General features: G+C 36.3%; 19 protein-coding genes and 3 pseudogenes. 11 read left to right on the top strand and 11 right to left on the bottom strand.

The window, feature by feature from the left end:
- Positions 1 to 79: 79 nt before the first annotated feature.
- Positions 80 to 490 (top strand): hypothetical protein, encoded by a 411-nt coding sequence (locus tag BCER98_RS18080; protein WP_012096026.1) that lies wholly within the window; start codon positions 80 to 82, stop codon positions 488 to 490.
- Positions 491 to 810: 320 nt separating this feature from the next.
- Here BCER98_RS18080 and BCER98_RS21450 read toward each other — a convergent pair.
- Positions 811 to 989 (bottom strand): annotated as a pseudogene (locus BCER98_RS21450) (ATP-binding cassette domain-containing protein); the annotation flags it as partial.
- 29 nt (positions 990 to 1,018) lie between these two features.
- Positions 1,019 to 1,216 (bottom strand): annotated as a pseudogene (locus tag BCER98_RS23280) (GntR family transcriptional regulator); the annotation flags it as partial.
- A 299-nt stretch (positions 1,217 to 1,515) separates the two neighbouring features.
- On the opposite strand from BCER98_RS23280, the gene BCER98_RS18070 reads away from it, so the two are divergent.
- The 3 genes from BCER98_RS18070 (at position 1,516) to yunB (ending at position 4,088) form a co-directional block, all read left to right on the top strand.
- Positions 1,516 to 2,937 carry a bifunctional metallophosphatase/5'-nucleotidase gene (locus BCER98_RS18070; protein WP_219339379.1) on the top strand — a complete coding sequence of 474 codons (1,422 nt, stop codon included), beginning with the start codon at positions 1,516 to 1,518 and terminating at the stop codon, positions 2,935 to 2,937.
- Positions 2,938 to 2,999: 62 nt separating this feature from the next.
- Positions 3,000 to 3,302: a YunC family protein gene (locus BCER98_RS18065; RefSeq protein WP_012096025.1), complete on the top strand. Its 303-nt coding sequence runs from the start codon at positions 3,000 to 3,002 to the stop codon at positions 3,300 to 3,302.
- Between the two features lie 54 nt (positions 3,303 to 3,356).
- Positions 3,357 to 4,088 (top strand): sporulation protein YunB, encoded by a 732-nt coding sequence (gene yunB / locus BCER98_RS18060; protein WP_012096024.1) that lies wholly within the window; start codon positions 3,357 to 3,359, stop codon positions 4,086 to 4,088.
- 64 nt (positions 4,089 to 4,152) lie between these two features.
- On the opposite strand, the gene BCER98_RS18055 is transcribed toward yunB, so the two are convergent.
- Entirely contained in the window at positions 4,153 to 5,139 is a 987-nt protein-coding gene (locus BCER98_RS18055; RefSeq protein WP_012096023.1) for a M23 family metallopeptidase, read from the bottom strand.
- 189 nt (positions 5,140 to 5,328) lie between these two features.
- On the opposite strand from BCER98_RS18055, the gene lipA reads away from it, so the two are divergent.
- Positions 5,329 to 6,225 carry a lipoyl synthase gene (lipA, locus tag BCER98_RS18050; protein ID WP_012096022.1) on the top strand — a complete coding sequence of 299 codons (897 nt, stop codon included), beginning with the start codon at positions 5,329 to 5,331 and terminating at the stop codon, positions 6,223 to 6,225.
- Between the two features lie 21 nt (positions 6,226 to 6,246).
- Here the strand turns inward: lipA and BCER98_RS18045 are convergent, their stop codons facing one another.
- The 3 genes and pseudogenes from BCER98_RS18045 to BCER98_RS18035 all read right to left on the bottom strand — a co-directional run bounded on the left by BCER98_RS18045 (position 6,247) and on the right by BCER98_RS18035 (position 8,285).
- Positions 6,247 to 6,723 carry a YbaK/EbsC family protein gene (locus tag BCER98_RS18045; RefSeq protein ID WP_012096021.1) on the bottom strand — a complete coding sequence of 159 codons (477 nt, stop codon included), beginning with the start codon at positions 6,721 to 6,723 and terminating at the stop codon, positions 6,247 to 6,249.
- Between the two features lie 150 nt (positions 6,724 to 6,873).
- Positions 6,874 to 7,415, bottom strand: a pseudogene (locus tag BCER98_RS18040) (histidine phosphatase family protein).
- A 90-nt stretch (positions 7,416 to 7,505) separates the two neighbouring features.
- A complete protein-coding gene (locus tag BCER98_RS18035; protein WP_012096020.1) occupies positions 7,506 to 8,285 on the bottom strand; it encodes a YhfC family intramembrane metalloprotease in 780 nt (259 codons plus the stop codon).
- A gap of 156 nt (positions 8,286 to 8,441) precedes the next feature.
- On the opposite strand from BCER98_RS18035, the gene BCER98_RS18030 reads away from it, so the two are divergent.
- Complete coding sequence (locus BCER98_RS18030; RefSeq protein ID WP_012096019.1) at positions 8,442 to 9,179, top strand: MerR family transcriptional regulator; 738 nt, start codon at positions 8,442 to 8,444, stop codon at positions 9,177 to 9,179.
- Between the two features lie 36 nt (positions 9,180 to 9,215).
- On the opposite strand, the gene BCER98_RS18025 is transcribed toward BCER98_RS18030, so the two are convergent.
- Positions 9,216 to 9,794, bottom strand: a complete 579-nt coding sequence (locus BCER98_RS18025) for a YhcN/YlaJ family sporulation lipoprotein (protein WP_012096018.1) — start codon at positions 9,792 to 9,794, stop codon at positions 9,216 to 9,218.
- 118 nt (positions 9,795 to 9,912) lie between these two features.
- Between BCER98_RS18025 and BCER98_RS18020 the strand changes: the two genes are divergently transcribed.
- A complete protein-coding gene (locus BCER98_RS18020) occupies positions 9,913 to 10,215 on the top strand; it encodes a YutD family protein (RefSeq protein WP_012096017.1) in 303 nt (100 codons plus the stop codon).
- Positions 10,216 to 10,260: 45 nt separating this feature from the next.
- On the opposite strand, the gene BCER98_RS18015 is transcribed toward BCER98_RS18020, so the two are convergent.
- Complete coding sequence (locus BCER98_RS18015; protein ID WP_041810600.1) at positions 10,261 to 10,527, bottom strand: DUF3055 domain-containing protein; 267 nt, start codon at positions 10,525 to 10,527, stop codon at positions 10,261 to 10,263.
- A gap of 21 nt (positions 10,528 to 10,548) precedes the next feature.
- A complete protein-coding gene (gene glpX / locus BCER98_RS18010) occupies positions 10,549 to 11,520 on the bottom strand; it encodes a class II fructose-bisphosphatase (protein ID WP_012096015.1) in 972 nt (323 codons plus the stop codon).
- A 148-nt stretch (positions 11,521 to 11,668) separates the two neighbouring features.
- Between glpX and BCER98_RS18005 the strand changes: the two genes are divergently transcribed.
- The 3 genes from BCER98_RS18005 (at position 11,669) to BCER98_RS17995 (ending at position 13,652) form a co-directional block, all read left to right on the top strand.
- Entirely contained in the window at positions 11,669 to 12,109 is a 441-nt protein-coding gene (locus BCER98_RS18005; protein WP_012096014.1) for a DUF86 domain-containing protein, read from the top strand.
- Between the two features lie 46 nt (positions 12,110 to 12,155).
- Positions 12,156 to 12,788 carry a helix-turn-helix transcriptional regulator gene (locus BCER98_RS18000; protein ID WP_012096013.1) on the top strand — a complete coding sequence of 211 codons (633 nt, stop codon included), beginning with the start codon at positions 12,156 to 12,158 and terminating at the stop codon, positions 12,786 to 12,788.
- Positions 12,789 to 12,887: 99 nt separating this feature from the next.
- Positions 12,888 to 13,652: a TIGR01457 family HAD-type hydrolase gene (locus tag BCER98_RS17995; RefSeq protein WP_012096011.1), complete on the top strand. Its 765-nt coding sequence runs from the start codon at positions 12,888 to 12,890 to the stop codon at positions 13,650 to 13,652.
- 265 nt (positions 13,653 to 13,917) lie between these two features.
- Here the strand turns inward: BCER98_RS17995 and BCER98_RS22295 are convergent, their stop codons facing one another.
- Complete coding sequence (locus tag BCER98_RS22295; protein ID WP_142288791.1) at positions 13,918 to 14,103, bottom strand: hypothetical protein; 186 nt, start codon at positions 14,101 to 14,103, stop codon at positions 13,918 to 13,920.
- A 171-nt stretch (positions 14,104 to 14,274) separates the two neighbouring features.
- Positions 14,275 to 14,766 (bottom strand): phosphatidylglycerophosphatase A family protein, encoded by a 492-nt coding sequence (locus BCER98_RS17990; RefSeq protein WP_012096010.1) that lies wholly within the window; start codon positions 14,764 to 14,766, stop codon positions 14,275 to 14,277.
- A 120-nt stretch (positions 14,767 to 14,886) separates the two neighbouring features.
- Between BCER98_RS17990 and yutH the strand changes: the two genes are divergently transcribed.
- The gene (gene yutH / locus BCER98_RS17985) at positions 14,887 to 15,888 is read left to right on the top strand and encodes a spore coat putative kinase YutH (RefSeq protein WP_041810105.1); all 1,002 of its coding nucleotides are present in this window, start codon (positions 14,887 to 14,889) and stop codon (positions 15,886 to 15,888) included.
- Positions 15,889 to 16,108 lie beyond the last annotated feature (220 nt).

The following is a 16,108-nucleotide window of genomic DNA, read 5'->3' as shown; positions in this document are numbered from 1 at the left end:
GAAGGCGATTTAGAGCGAAAGATAGAATGTATTGTAGGTAACTATCAATAAAACAAGAAGAAAGGGGAAATGAGTAGCTATGAAAAAAGTTTTAGGAGTTATTATGAGTTTTCTATTTGTTTTTATGTTCATGGGAGGGAATACGACGTTCGCAAAAGAAACATCAGAGAATTTTAGTTTTTCTCTTGAACAGGGAAAATCGTATCAATGGATGCCTGGGATGAACGATTTATTTTTGTTCGACCATCCAGTAAATGATGTAACTATTGGAGCAATGCAATATACTGTGGATGGAAGTGAGGCTAAAGTGACATATGAATTAGTTCCACTTAGTCCGCTCGGAACATCTCATGCAAAAACATTAACGGGTACGTATACGAAAGAACAAGGAAAGCTATATTTTTATAATATTTCGCGTGGAATCTATGTCATGAAGGTTACAAATCAGTCTAGCAGTCCTGTATATGGAAATTTTTATGCGTTTTATTAAACCGAATAAGCGATAAGAAAAAAGGTTCTCCCTATGTAGAGAACCTTTTTATAAATTTACTCATATATTCAATTTTTACTTCGTTATATAATGCGGGAAATTTTGAATTAAAACACTTTACGTTGATAAATAAATAACGATACGCTCTATGAAACAATATAAGCAAATGCGCTGATCGCTATAGCTATATGCTATACAAAGCAGGTGCAGGAAAGCTGAAAATTGTATCGGTAATGGTGCTAAACTTGATTGCAAGAAGTTGTACAGCATTTGGACCAAAGGAAGATAATGCTAAAAATGAACATAAAACTATTAAAAACATATACTTTCACTTCACCTGCATCTGGCTTTAATAAGTTCATCATCATTTTAATGACTGTTGATTTTCCTGCACCATTTGAACCGATGAAACCTGTTACACCCCCCTTTTTGATTTGTAAATTTAATTGTTTGATTGAAAAGTTTTATGAACATCCCGTAGTTCTACTATATTTTCCATCTTTTTTACTCCTCATATAAAATAGTTAATCATTCATGAAGCTCGGCTAAAGGTACACCAATTTCTTTACTATTCGCAACAACAGCTAATAATTGTTCTTCAATCACTTTTCATTTTTTCTCACGTACTACGTCTAAATTTTGTTCAGTAACAAAAGCTCCTTTCCCCACAATTGAATAAATAAAGCCTGCTTTTTCTAACTCTTCATACGCTCTTTTCGTTGTAATAGGAGTACGAAAACGATTTGCAGATTGAGGGGCCTATATGGAAAATAACGAAAAAATAACCAGGGCTGTCCCGTAAATTTTTTTTATTAAAAACGCAACGCTTTTTCTGATTTTTCGGTGCGGAGTCATTTATAATCATTTCGGTTTGAAAATAAATTTTATATGAAAAGGGGAATTTTTTGCTTTTTCCTTTAATGAGAGTACAATGTAAAATAGCAAGAAAGGGCGAAAAGTATTTACAGGATTATTGTACGTGCATAGCGTAAAAGGCAATAAGGATTTGAGAGGAGGTTTTTTCTCTGAATAGAAAGAAAGAAACAAGTATCCACCTTTATCATACAAACGATATACATAGCCATTTTGAAAATTGGCCGCAAATTTCTCGGTTTGTATTAGAAGAGAAAAAGCGAAGACAAGAAGCAGGAGAGTCTGTTTTTACGTTAGATATTGGCGATCATGTGGATCGTTTTCATAGTATTACAGAAGCGACAAATGGGCGCGGGAATACGCAGTTATTAAATGAAGCGCTATATGATTATGTCACGATTGGAAATAATGAAGGAATTACACTAGCGAAGGAGCATTTAGACGATTTATACGATGATGCTGAATTTGAAGTGCTTGTAGCGAATTTATTTGAAAAAGAGGGTGTACGTCCTAATTGGGCAGAGCCGTATAAACTTCATACGACGACAGATGGCATTACTATTGCTTTTATCGGTTTAACGGTAGCCTATCCAGAGTTTTATAACAGGTTAGGATGGTATATTGAAGAGCCGATGATACATTTAGAGGCCATCTTAGATGAAGTGAAAGATCAAGCACATATTACGGTTGTCCTTTCACATCTTGGGAAACATGCTGATGAATATATGGCAAAGAATTATGATATAGATGTTATTTTAGGAGCGCATACACATCACTTATTTGAGCGTGGCATGCTCGTAAATGGAACATTGCTTTGTTGTTGTGAGAAGTGGGGACATTATGTTGGGCATGTGGAACTTATTGTAGATAAGCAAACAAAACGATTATTGAAAAAAGACGGTAGAGCGATTAAAACAGAGCGTTTAAGCGCGTATAGTAAACCGTTATCCACAATCGAGCTGTTGCAGGCAGAATGTACACATATTATGGAAGAGCCTGTTGTCCAATTAAAAGAAGCGCTGCCAATAGACTGGTTTAAAGAAACAGCATTTTCTCATATGTTAGCAAATGCGTTACGAAAATGGTGCGGGGCAGAAATTGGAATGGTAAATGCAGGAGTACTATTGGAAGGACTAGAAGCAGGAATTGTAACACGCGGAGATATTCACCGAATTTGTCCACATCCGATTAATCCATGTGCATTACAAGTGCCAGGGAAAACATTAAAGGAAGTTATTTTAAAAGCGCGTCGTCCGAATATGGAACAGCTTGAAGTAAAAGGATTTGGTTTTCGCGGTAAAGTGATGGGTAAGATGGTTTATGATGGACTAGAGGTGATATTTGATACGGTTCCTGGGAATAAAATTTTGATTGAGGATATACTAATTAACGGTGAATCAATCGAATTAGATCGTATCTATACAGTAGGGACAATTGATATGTACACATTTGGTTACTTATACCCAGAACTATCCACACTTTCTCATAAACAGTACTACATGCCAGAATTGCTTAGAGATGTGTTAACTAATATGTTGACAACTTCTACATCGTTTAATCAAACTATAGGCTAGTTAACCTGTAACACTCATTTCTCTCTCCTCATACAGATAAGAAAGAGAGGAGTGGGTGAATAATGGTGAGTATAGAGCCTATTATTATTGATCACTATACGTTTATAGGAGTTAGTGTAAAGCTTCCAAAGACAAATTTGCTAGCTATTATGAGTGATAAAGGATATATTATGTGCGGAGCATTAGATGTCGGTTTATTAAATGAGAAATTAAAAGATCGCGGGGTTGTTGCTGGTCGTGCAGTTGGTGTTAGAACAATTGAACAACTGCTTGAAGCCCCACTGGAATCGGTAACAACTGAGGCAGAGAAATTAGGCATTACAGCAGGAACAATTGGAAAAGATGCACTATTAAAAATGATATAAGTATATATCGTCCCTCTTTCTTGCATAGAAATGATATAAGAAGGAGGGTTTCTTATGCGCACATTTCGTCCGAAGACTTCGCGGTTTAGACGTGGCCCGCTTCCCTTTCGCCATGTCCTACTCATCTCATTTATTATTTTTTTATTGTTGACATTACAAGGATTGTGGATTGTGAATAAAAGTATACAGCCAACACTTATAAAATATGGAGAAACACAAACGCATAAAATGGCAACAGTAGTAATGACAAAGGCGGTAAAAGATCGTATAAAGGAAGGCTTTGATGTGGATTCATTAATGAAGGTGCAAAATGATAAGAATGGAAAAGTATCCACAATTGATTTAAATACGAAACAAGTAAACGAGATTTTAACATCCACAACGACATACATAGAAAAGTATTTACATCAGGTGGAAAATGGGAATATGAAAGCGCTCGGCCTTCCAGAAGAAAGCGGGGTGTCGATGTCCGTTCCGCTCGGACGCATAACAGATAATGCACTTCTTGGAAATATAGGACCAGATATTCCAATTGACTTTACAACGATTGGGCATGTTAGCACAGATATTAAGCAAAAAATTGAACCGCAAGGAATTAATAATACAGCTATTAAAATTATGATGGAGGTAGAGGTAACGTTACAAGTTATTATCCCATTTCGAACGAAAGATATTACAGTGAAGCAAGATATTCCTATTGCAACGCGAATTGTTCAAGGAGAAGTACCAGCGTATTATGGAAATGGCGGGATTGTAATACCTGATAAAAAGAAAACGGACGATTAATGGATGAATATCATTTTGATTCAATCATCTGTGGGATAGAAATAACCGTGGCAATCCGCCACGGTTATTTCTTTAAGCTAGCGCGTTCTTTTCGTTCCCATAAGCTTAAGTGCATGTATGGATCAAAAGCCCATTCCGTGTAACCATTATCTTTATATAGACCAAAGTGTAAATGAGGAGGAAATTTACCAGTTGTACCGGGTGGCCCATATCCTGTATTTCCAACGAAGCCAAGAACTGTGCCAGGTTCTACAATTTGACCAAGCTGTATTTCTTTTGAAAATCCACCTAAATGGGCGTAATAATGATAGTTATTATACAGGTCTCGTATTCCAATGCGCCATCCACCAAGGCGATTCCATCCTTTTGTTTCAATGATGCCGTAACAAGTAGACCGCACTGGGACACCATGTCTTGCAAAAATATCAGTTCCTTCATGAATCCGTCTTCCGCCAAAACTTCGTCCCGCACCAAAAGTACTGCGGTAGCTATGATCGCTGTGAATTGGAAGTGGGAAGGCATTTCCTTCTAAATTTATGCGTCCATAATGTTTATAAATTCGAGCATATTCGGTAATTAACTCCACGGTCTTGGCACGTCTATAATATTCCCAAAGCATAATTTTTATACGGTCTTCGGAAGTTCCTTGTTTTTTTATAATTGTTGCCATTGTGTGCAACAAATCACGGTCATTATTTGCATCTGCTCGTCCATCTTGATTGCCATCTAAACCGATTCCAGCAAATAAAGAAATAGTATAAGGTAGAGTATCATGAGGATCAGGATTAGCAGGCCCCGACCATATTTCTGGTTTGAAATAAATGGAAATAATCGCATCAGGTTTTTTCGGAATATCACGCCTAACACTTCGTATATTACGTTCATATTGATCGATGGCAGCTAGATAGTACCAAGGAACATCCAAAGATTTCTCAGTCTCTTTGTAGAGTTCCATCCGTTTATCATATATGCTTTGTTTCTCTTCACCATAAGCAATGCCTTGCTGAAGAAGAAAGAAAATCGAAAGTAAGAGAGAAATTTTTCGAAGCATGAAATAAACTCCTTTCACAACATCACTCTCCTTAGTGTTAGATATACGGAATATTTCATTATAGTAAATCATTGGTAAAAAATCTTACAATCTTCATTTGAGCAAATCGCTTTCATACGTTAAAATAGATATGTTACATTGAAAGAAGCGAACACGGTAAACTATTTCATATTGTGCGGAGTTGATAACATGACAAAACAAACAGAATATAAGCGCAAGCCCGAATGGTTGAAAATTAAGTTAAATACAAATGAAAACTATACAGGCTTAAAGAAAATGATGCGTTCTAAGCAGCTTCATACAGTTTGTGAAGAAGCAAAATGTCCGAACATTCATGAATGTTGGGCAGTAAGAAAAACAGCAACATTTATGATTTTAGGTGCAATTTGTACACGTGCTTGCCGCTTCTGTGCGGTTAAAACAGGCTTACCAACAGAGCTTGATTTACAAGAGCCAGAACGCGTAGCGGATTCTGTTGTACAAATGGGATTAAAACACGTTGTTATAACAGCGGTTGCACGCGATGATTTAAAGGACGGAGGAGCTGCGGTTTTTGCTGAAACAGTGCGCGCAGTTCGCCGCAAAAATCCATTTACATCTATTGAAGTGTTACCATCTGATATGGGTGGGGTAGAAGAGAATTTAAGAATATTAATGGATGCAAAACCAGATATTTTAAACCATAACATTGAAACGGTACGTCGATTATCTGACCGAGTTCGCGCAAGAGCAAAATATGATCGTTCCTTAGAATTTTTACGTCGTGCAAAAGAAATGCAACCTGATATTCCAACTAAATCTAGCATTATGGTGGGATTAGGAGAAACAAGAGAAGATTTACTTGAAGCAATGGACGATTTACGTGCGAACAATGTGGATATTTTAACGCTTGGACAATATCTACAACCATCTAAGAAACACTTACCAGTTATTCGATATTACACACCTGCTGAATTTGCAGAGCTGAAAGAAATTGCGCTTAGCAAAGGATTCAGTCACTGTGAAGCGGGTCCACTTGTGCGCTCTTCTTACCATGCAGATGAGCAAGTTCGTTCTGCAAAAGAGAATACAGTAGAAGCAAAATAATACAAAAAAGAGAGCAAATGACTAGCTCTCTTTTTTGTATTCCAAAACGGGATTTTGACATGTGGATAAAATTTTCTTTAATTCTTCTGTGGATAATTCGATTGTAAAGTCTGGAACACCTGGTGATATTAAAATTTTATCATAGTTATAGACAGAGCTATCCACAATAATTGTTACATCCGCCGAATAGCCAAAAGGAGCCACGCATCCAGGAATACATCCAGTTTGTTCTCTTAGTTCATCTGGTGAACAAAGAGAGAGATGTTGTCCAGTTATTGCTTTTATTTTGCTTTGATCCAGACGAGTTCCTTCTATTGTGAAGAATACATAATAAGAATTAGATTTTGATTTTAAAAATAAGCTTTTACTTGGAACACCTTGTAAACCAAGGCGTTCGCGAACAACTCGATCTGTTTCATAATCAAGAACTGGCTCATGTTCAAATTTTTCGTAAGAAGCGTTTGTTTTATGTAGTAAAGATATTACTTCTTCATACATACTTTGTGATACCCCTTCCTAAGTTTGTTACAGATTTATCTCATTTTTCATGCATGTTGTAAAACAATAATGAGCATGTTTAGGCATCTTCTCGTGATGTCAACTGAATGAATTTGAAAGGGATGTTCTTTGTGAGTATGATGTTATATACTATTGTTTCCACAGTCTGTGGATTATCGGTTGTTCAGAAATTGTAATTTCATAAACATCAGGGTTACTTACGTTTTTCCATTCTTGAAAGCCAATCTGATTAAAGTACTTTAGAATCAGCGTTAGCAGATTTCCATGTGTAACAAGTAACGTTACTTGATGCTCTTTTTCTAAAACATGCTTGATTAATGAAGCTACACGTTCCATCGCTTGTTTTGTTGACTCTCCGCCTGAGAAGGCGATATCTATATTTGTAAAAGTATATTCTAATTTCTGTAGCCAATCTTTCATGGGCCTATTACTCAGTATACGTTTGGCTAAGCGTTCATCTTGCTCATTTGTAGGTTCACTAGTGATGCAAATGGTGTAATGGACTGAATTGCTCTTTTAAAAGGGCTCGAAATAATGGAATCGATTTGTAAGCGACTTGTCATAAGAAATTCAGCAAGGGCAGATGCTTGCTTTTCGCCTTCAATTGTGAGCATTGCATCACGACTTTGTCCTGTTGCAGAGCAGTGCCGGATTACAATTAACTTCTTCAAATTTCATCCCTCACTTTTCAAGTTGACCCTACATAACTTCGACAAACGGAAGAAAAATTCCTCTATTCAAAAAAAGCTAAGCATTTTCGCTTAGCTTTTGGAAGGTTCCGTTGTTAGTTTTTCTCTCATGTTTCGAATTAGAATGAATGCAAAAATAGTAAAAATAAAGAAGATACTTTCTGTAACAAATATATTCAGCACTTGTTTTTGATAAAGAGCTGCAAAGAAATCAACGAGTGCATGAAACAGTACAGCATATATGATGAAAATATATTTTTTCTGTTTTACACCATACAACACAAGCATTGTAAAGGAAATTTGTAGAACGAGTGCCATCATTCTTTCTACCCCGCCGAGTAAATATAGATACGAAGGAGCAGAAAGTAAGGCATCCTGTACTTGACTCAGTTGAGGTGTTTTTTCAATGAGTTGTGCAAAGCTACCATTATTAATAGAAGTAGCAAAAATAAGAGCTTGAAGCCCAGCAAGTCCTCCAATTAAGATGGATTCAATCCCTCCATGACCGATTCCGTAGGCAAAGCCGTCTTTATATTCTTGGTATTTCTTTAATAGGAAAAAGAAGGCGATAAAGCGTCCTACTTCCTCAAAGATACCAGCGGCAAATCCACCATAGAGTGCATATAGAAATGGATTTTCTAATATTTTAGAGGTTGTCGGATTTCCTAGCATGAATACATGAAGAGGTGTTTCAAGAATTTGAGCGAATCCGATAAAGACGAGAATACCTACCCCAACTACTTTCCAGTTTATACGATATTTTTTTCGCAAATAGATAAAAACAATAATAGGCACGAAAATCGAAAGAACAAGTTGAATAATGATGCTGGTAATGACAGTATTTGAAACCATAAATTTCACCGCTTTCTAATATATATACACTTATATTATGCCTGAATTTTTCTGGAATGTGGAGTAGTCTCCATTTTTAACATAAAAAAGATGAATTTTTGGTTGACTCTCACGTTGCGTGATACTTTATTGTAGAAGCTAAGGGAGGCAAGATCAATGACAATGAGAGTAAAAGAAGTAGCTGATTTAGTAGGTATTAGTGTGCGCACACTTCATCATTATGATGAAATTGGACTATTAATTCCAGATGAGGTAACAGAATCAGGATATCGCCTATATTCCAACAAAAACTTAGAAACACTCCAGCAAATTTTATTTTTTAAAGAGCTTGGCTTCCCTTTAAAGAAGATTAAGGAAATTATCATGAGTCCGTCATTTGACCGAGAGGAAGCGCTTCAGTTGCATCGGAAAATGCTGCTTGAAAAACGTAAGCGGTTAGATAAGATGATTGCGACGATTGAGAAAACAATAAAGCATGAAAAAGGAGAGATTCAAATGACGAATAAAGAGAAATTTGAAGGATTTGATTTCAGTCATAACCCATATGAACAAGAAGCACGAGAACGATGGGGAGATGAAGCGGTTGATAAGGCGAATAAAGCGGCTGCTAGTATGTCTAAAGAAAAGCAGGAAGAGTTGAATCATATATACCGAAAGCTTGCTACTCTTCGGCATCATGCACCCGATTCAAAAGAAGCACAAGAAGCAATTCAAGAGTGGTATGATTATTTACAAAGCTTTGGCCATTATTCATTAGAGGCGTTTAAAGGTTTAGGGAAAATGTATGTAGATGATGAACGTTTTACGAAAAACATTGATCAATTTGGAAAAGGGTTGGCTCAGTTTATGTGCGATGCTATGGCAATATATGCAAATCGTCATCCGAAAAAATAAAAATAGAGGATGCCTAAAGATAGGCATCCTCTATTTTTATTTTTTAATCATATCATTTAATGTCTCATTTTGTGTATTGTTTAAATGTGGATTTTTGCTCATTTCACGCTTTAACATAGTAATACTTTGTTCATATTCAGTATCGTTTAATTGACCAGATTGAAGTCCTTGAATTTGAGAAATCAACTTTTGGTCTGTTGAGACATATGCTTTATAATAGCGAGGAACGACGGACAAAGCTGTTCGGTATACTTGATCTGTCACAAGCTTATGATTAGTTGTGTTTGCACGATATACAACGAATACTTCATCGTCAGTTACAAGTGTAGCAGCATTTGTTACGTCGGGAAGTTTCACAGCCATACTTGTAATCATTTCAGCGACTTTCTCCCGATTTATACTACCTACCTGATTGTTGGATACTTCATGCTTTTGTTTAGAAGAATAGCCAACTCTTGTAAGTTTTGTATTTGTATTTTCTGAATGATACATGTCATTTTTATCGGAAACAAGAATACGGCTTCCCTCCTCACGTTCCATTTCAGCTTTATTTGCTACTTGGCATCCTGCAAATAAAGAAAGGGTGAGAAACGAAAGAAACATTTGTCTTTTCATGATGTATCACCTCCTTCTTTATAGCATTTACTACTTTTCAATTTTTTGTATTTGAAATTGTTGGTTGTAAGCCTTTGTGATACGATAAAAAGAAGAATGCTTAGAAAGGGAGTTAATGATGGAGCAAAAGCAAGAGATTCATGCTACGGTGAGCATTAATAATGTTCAATACGAAGTAATTCAAGACTATCGTGACGGTTTTCGTGAAGAAGCATTTAAAGAGCGCTATGCAGAAATTTTAAATAAATATGATTATATCGTTGGTGACTGGGGGTACGATCAACTGAGATTGCGCGGCTTTTTTGATGATAGTAACCAACGTGCGACATATGATACGAAAATTAGCACAGTATCGGAGTATCTATACGAATATTGTAACTTTGGTTGTGCATACTTTGTATTACGAAAAGTAAAGAAATAAAAGAACCCCTCTTACACATATAGTAAGAGGGGTTCTTTATTCAAATTAAATCAATTCAAATAAGAATGAGCGCAGTTCTTCGGCAATTTCTTCAGAGACAGAAAAAGCATGCTCTAAGTAGCCTGGTTCGTTTAAATCGTCGGTTCCAATGATAGCGAATTTATTACGCTGCATATCAAGGACAATTGTTTTGCCATAATGACGATCGGAGTATAAAAGCGCTAAATCATGGCGTTCATTTTCTCCCATAAAGCTAACGAAACGAGTTTTTGTAGCGACTGTATCGTCGTACAGAAAGAAACGTTCTTCCATACCTTGCATGCACGCTCCTTTTTAAATATCTAAGTTTAAATGGGGCTTATGGTCTAAATGGTGATGTGTTTTAATAAAGCGTACCGTTCTTGTTTTATAACGCATAACGATAGAATATGTTTCTGCTAAATCACCGCCGAGGAATTTCACACCATCTAATAACTCGCCAGCAGATACCCCTGTTGCTGAGAAGATTGCATCTTCGCCAGATACTAAGTCTTCTAACATAAGAAGTTGACGAGGGTCTTCTAGTCCCATTTTACGGCAACGCGCCTCTTCTTCCTCATTCATTGGAACTAAGCGCGCTTGCATTTCTCCGCCAAGACACTTTAATGCTGCTGCAGAGATAACACCTTCTGGAGCACCTCCAATACCGACAAATAAGTCGATTCCTGTTCCTGGCAAAGCGGTAGCGATAGAGGCACCAACGTCACCATCACCAAATAATTTTACACGTGCTCCTTTTGCACGCACACGATCAATAATATCTTGATGACGTTCACGTTCTTGGACGATAACCGTTAGGTCACGAATCTTTTTATTATTTGCTTCTGCTACAATTTCAATTGTTTTTTCAATTGGATCATCTAAGCTAATTTTACCAGCTGCGTTTGGACCAACCGCAATCTTTTCCATGTACATATCTGGAGCATGAAGAAGATTTCCTTTATCTGCAATTGCGATAACTGCCATTGCATTTGCAAGGCCTTTTGCAACGATATTTGTACCTTCTAATGGGTCAACGGCAATATCTACTTCTGGACCGTTTCCTGTCCCTAATTGTTCACCAATATATAACATTGGTGCTTCATCAAGCTCTCCTTCACCAATTACAACAGTACCTGCCATATTTACTGAATCAAACATATTGCGCATAGCAGTAGTTGCTGCATCATCTGCTTCATTTTTTTTTCCGCGCCCCATCCATTGTGCGGATGCTAATGCCGCGGCTTCTGTTACACGGACAATTTCTAATGCGAGTTCACGTTCCAAGGTGACATTCCTCCAATTTCAAAAATCATACAGTTATAACTATAACAAATTACAGGGAAAAGGTGAATTCGAAAAATTGTCGATTTTTTCAAAAGAAAAGGTTACAATTGAAATGTAAATGCTTTAATTTCCAGGTAGGTGACCTTTTATGTACTTTGTAGATAGAAAAAAGATTGAGAAAATGTTAACGTGTCTAGAACAAGTTGTAGATACATTTCAAGAGAAAAAAATATATGAAACAAATTTTGAATATTATGCGTTAGAACGCATGTCCCATCTTATCATTGACTGTATATTAGATGTTGGTAATGCAATGATTGATGGATTTATTATGCGGGATCCAGGAAGTTATGAAGATATTATTGATATTTTAATGGATGAAAAAGTAATCAGCGGAGCGGAAGGAGAAGGACTGAAAGAAGTGATTCTTCTTCGAAAAATGCTTATGCAAGATTATATTGAAATGAATCATGAAAAAATATACGAAACAATTCAAAGACAGATTCCATTCGTACAAACATATCCTGCGAATATTCGTCGTTATTTAGAAAAGGAATTAGGACCTGTATCTGCATTTGTTGCAGAATAAATGAGTAGATAATAGTGAGAAAAAGGGAGAAGGGTGAGAAAAAGAAATGGGGGAAACGCGTACAACAAAAGAAGAAATTGTACAGCTTTTAAAAATCAATGGGGAGCACACTGTTGCGGAGTTAGCAAAATCATTGGACATTACGGAAATGGCAGTACGTCGCCATTTAAGTAAACTCGAGAAAGAGCAACTGATTGATTCCAAAATGGTAAGACAACATGTTGGACGACCGACATATTTATACGGTCTTAGTCAAAAAGGAGAAGATACATTTCCGAAAGAATATAAGCAATTTGCAATCGATATGCTGAAAGATTTAGCGAGCAGTGGTAATGAAGAGCTACTTCGGCAAATATTGAAAGCACGAACAAACAGAATGAAAGAGCATCTTCAAAAACGAGTGAATGGAAAAGGGAATTTGGCATATAAATTGCAAGAGGTAGCTGCAATTCAAGAGAAAAATGGTTATATGGTACAAGTGGAACAAGAAGATGAACAATCGTTTATCTTGAAAAAACAAAATTGTCCATTAATGGCCATTGCAGAAAAATTTCCGCAGTTATGTGAAGATGAAAAAGATATGTACAAACAATTGTTTTCTGAAGCGGATGTAAGGATATTAACCAATATGTGTGATGGGGACTGCAATTGCTCCTATCAAATTCAAGAGAAAAAATAAATGTTATGAGACGCTTTAGGGTAAAGCGTTTTTTTCTTTTAGAAAAGAGGGTAATATAGGAAAGGTATGGACGCTATTATAAAAGGAGAGACAGAATAGATGTACAAAGGCTATTTAATTGACTTAGATGGTACGATGTATCGCGGTGAAGAACAAATTGAAGAAGCAAGTGATTTTGTAAAAGTATTACAAGAGCATGGCATTCCATATTTATTTGTAACGAATAATTCAACGCGAAAACCGGCACAAGTTGCTGAAAAACTGGTTCGTTTCGATATTCCAGCTGAACCAGAACAAGTATTTACAACGAGTATGGCAACAGCGAACTTCATTTATGAACGGAAACAAGATGCAACTGTATACATGATTGGTGAAGAAGGTTTACACGATGCTCTTGTGGAAAAAGGATTTGAACTTGTGGATGAAAATCCTGATTTCGTCGTTGTTGGTTTAGACCGCGACATCACATATGAAAAATTAGCAAAAGCTTGTCTTGCTGTGCGTAATGGCGCAACGTTTATTTCTACAAACGGAGACATTGCTATTCCGACTGAGCGAGGGTTACTACCCGGGAACGGTTCACTAACATCTGTTGTAGCAGTATCCACAGGTGTAGATCCAATCTTTATTGGGAAACCAGAATCCATTATTATGGAACAAGCCTTGAAAGTACTTGATGTGACGAAAGAAGAGGCAATCATGGTTGGGGATAACTACGATACCGACATATTAGCAGGGATAAATGCTGATATGGATACGCTTCTTGTCCACACTGGAGTCACAACTGTGGAAAAATTAAAAGATTATGAAGTGCAACCAACGCATGTTGTGCATAACTTGACGGAGTGGATTGAGAAAATGTAATGAGAGACAGGTAACTAAATGGTTGCCTGTTTTTTATGCACAATTACATATATGATACATGTATCTAAAAATAAAAGTAAAATGTAATGATATAAGAATGAGGCTGGTGATAGGAAATGTATGCAATGTCATGGATTATTTTCGGTTTTACGAGGAAAAAATTTTTTTCAGGCTGGAATACAGTTAAGTGTTAAAGGGCTATTATATAAAAATACTGAATTTAAACAGCAAGCTGTATTGATGAGTAGAGAAAAGAAGCTCCTGCTTATGGTCCATTCCAAATCAGCCGGATAATATAACCGAAGAAAATAATGTAAGATAGTATTGCGATAGACCATACTCTAGCTACTGTACGAACAAATCCTTTTTCACCAATGAATGTTAAAATAATGGATAAAAAGCTACATATAATTAGAGTCGCTTCTAATGATGGAGTGAGATGCATGTCCATAAAAATAAGTGCTACTAATGAATGCAAGCGGTAGGGAAAATAAAGAAAAGGCTTGTTTACGAGTCATTTCACCCCACCCCTTTTTACAAGGAGTATATAACAACTTGTAATATATGTAAATTTAAAAAGGAACCTCCTTCTGTTTTGAACTAGAAGAGAGGTTCTTTCCCTTTACTCAGCATGCTCAGCTCGGTGTGCCAAACGACTAGAAGCAGCCGCAGCAATACCTCCAACGATATCATCAAGAAATGTATTAACTTTTCCAGTTGATTTATCATTTAAGTATTCTAAAATACCTGGTTTTAATTTATCGATATATCCAAAATTTGTGAAGCCAATAGAGCCATAGACGTTCACGATAGAAAGTGCGATCACCTCATCAATTCCGTATAATCCTTCATCGCGCTTTACAATATCTTGCAACGGTTCACTTAATAGACCTTTTTCAGCAAGGATATCTAATTCAATTCCTGTAATAAGGGCATTTTGAACTTCACGTTTTGATAATACACGTTCTACATTGTAACGACATTCTTCCATCTCTAAATTAGGATGGTACTTTTTTTGAAGAAAATGAACGAGTTCAGCAATGTCATCGATTGTTACACCGCGCTCTTGTAAAAGTTGTAATGCTTTTTCTTGTAGTTGATTTGATTCTTTCATGTTTATCACCTTTTTTTCTTTTTATTATTTGTATACGTTTCTTAGCTTTATCATGTGCATAGGCATGAAAGGCGAGCACAAGCTCATATATATATAGAAAAAACATAGGTGGCGACTATGATGATTCAGCATATTTATGAGCATTATCAAATGCATGTCAAAGAATTAATTCCCCTTGGCCCCTATAAAAGTTTTTGGATTCGCAATAAAATTTATGTACTTCTTCCGATTGGAAATATGGAAGAAGAAGTACTTGTTGAAATGAAAAAGCTCAGTGATTATATGAACCAGCAAGGGGATATTACTGTTGCAACTTTCGTTCCAACGATACACGGTTACTATGTAAGTGAAATAGAAGAGAAAAATTATTGTTTATTAAAAGGGATACGCTTGCTTGAACGACATGCTACTCCATTAGGAAGTGAACTTTCATTATTTCATAAACGCGGTGCCTTTTTCCCAGAGGAAATTGATAAATTAAGCCGCATTGGTGAATGGAAATCGCTATGGGAAAAGAGACTTGATCAATTAGAGCGTTTTTGGCAATCACAGGTGATGAATCATCCTTCAGATGTATTTGATCAATTGTTTATTGAATCATTCCCTTATTATTTAGGAATTGCTGAAAATGCTATTCAATATGTTGTTGATACAGAGATAGATGACACACCACAGCTTTCTGATTCCGCAACGATTTGCCAAGAAAGATTTACACCTTTATTATGGCAACAAACGAATCGATTAAAAATTCCTATTGATTGGGTATATGATCATCCAACTAGAGATATAGCAGAATGGATGCGCTCTATAATAACAGAGAAAAAGAAAGATTCGGAACGACTAATTGTTCAATTTATTTCCGAGTATGAACGAAATTATTCGTTATCTTCTTTTGGTTGGCGCTTATTATTTGCACGTTTACTGTTCCCGCTCCAATACTTTGAAACAGTAGAAAGTTACTATCAAACAGATAATGAAGAGTATAAAAGTGTATACAGAGATCGCTTAGAAGACATTTTACACGATATGAACCGTTCAGAGCAATTTATGAAGCATTTTTATGAATTTTTTCGATTACCTGTTAATAAGTTAGGGATTCGCAAATTAGATTGGTTATCGTAGAATCAAACAGAGACCTCTGTTTGATTCTACATATTACGGTGAGAAAAGGGTGTCATTATTTGTCGAGCGGTCGATAAGTTGTGTCGAACCGCCGATATTTTAGGTTAAATCGCCGATAAATTGCAAGTTGCGTCGATATTTTAGGTCGAATCGTCGATATAATTTCAATTACCATTTGTTTTTCCGAAAAAATACAAAAAAGAGACCGGATTTGGTCTCT

Source organism: Bacillus cytotoxicus NVH 391-98 (genome assembly GCF_000017425.1).
GTDB lineage: Bacteria > Bacillota > Bacilli > Bacillales > Bacillaceae_G > Bacillus_A > Bacillus_A cytotoxicus.
This window is presented reverse-complemented; position numbering and strand designations above follow the sequence as displayed.

Excerpts from the sequence above, each read along its gene's own strand:
- BCER98_RS17995 (WP_012096011.1), top strand. The coding sequence starts at position 12,888 with ATGTACAAAGGCTATTTAATTGACTTAGATGGTACGATGTATCGCGGT.
- BCER98_RS22295 (WP_142288791.1), bottom strand. The coding sequence starts at position 14,103 with ATGGACATGCATCTCACTCCATCATTAGAAGCGACTCTAATTATATGT.
- BCER98_RS18015 (WP_041810600.1), bottom strand. The coding sequence starts at position 10,527 with ATGGAAGAACGTTTCTTTCTGTACGACGATACAGTCGCTACAAAAACT.
- BCER98_RS18020 (WP_012096017.1), top strand. The coding sequence starts at position 9,913 with ATGGAGCAAAAGCAAGAGATTCATGCTACGGTGAGCATTAATAATGTT.
- BCER98_RS18025 (WP_012096018.1), bottom strand. The coding sequence starts at position 9,794 with ATGAAAAGACAAATGTTTCTTTCGTTTCTCACCCTTTCTTTATTTGCA.
- yunB (WP_012096024.1), top strand. The coding sequence starts at position 3,357 with ATGCGCACATTTCGTCCGAAGACTTCGCGGTTTAGACGTGGCCCGCTT.
- BCER98_RS18000 (WP_012096013.1), top strand. The coding sequence starts at position 12,156 with ATGGGGGAAACGCGTACAACAAAAGAAGAAATTGTACAGCTTTTAAAA.
- BCER98_RS18055 (WP_012096023.1), bottom strand. The coding sequence starts at position 5,139 with ATGCTTCGAAAAATTTCTCTCTTACTTTCGATTTTCTTTCTTCTTCAG.
- yutH (WP_041810105.1), top strand. The coding sequence starts at position 14,887 with ATGATTCAGCATATTTATGAGCATTATCAAATGCATGTCAAAGAATTA.
- BCER98_RS18080 (WP_012096026.1), top strand. The coding sequence starts at position 80 with ATGAAAAAAGTTTTAGGAGTTATTATGAGTTTTCTATTTGTTTTTATG.
- BCER98_RS18045 (WP_012096021.1), bottom strand. The coding sequence starts at position 6,723 with ATGTATGAAGAAGTAATATCTTTACTACATAAAACAAACGCTTCTTAC.
- lipA (WP_012096022.1), top strand. The coding sequence starts at position 5,329 with ATGACAAAACAAACAGAATATAAGCGCAAGCCCGAATGGTTGAAAATT.
- BCER98_RS18030 (WP_012096019.1), top strand. The coding sequence starts at position 8,442 with ATGACAATGAGAGTAAAAGAAGTAGCTGATTTAGTAGGTATTAGTGTG.
- BCER98_RS18065 (WP_012096025.1), top strand. The coding sequence starts at position 3,000 with ATGGTGAGTATAGAGCCTATTATTATTGATCACTATACGTTTATAGGA.
- BCER98_RS18035 (WP_012096020.1), bottom strand. The coding sequence starts at position 8,285 with ATGGTTTCAAATACTGTCATTACCAGCATCATTATTCAACTTGTTCTT.
- BCER98_RS18005 (WP_012096014.1), top strand. The coding sequence starts at position 11,669 with ATGTACTTTGTAGATAGAAAAAAGATTGAGAAAATGTTAACGTGTCTA.
- BCER98_RS17990 (WP_012096010.1), bottom strand. The coding sequence starts at position 14,766 with ATGAAAGAATCAAATCAACTACAAGAAAAAGCATTACAACTTTTACAA.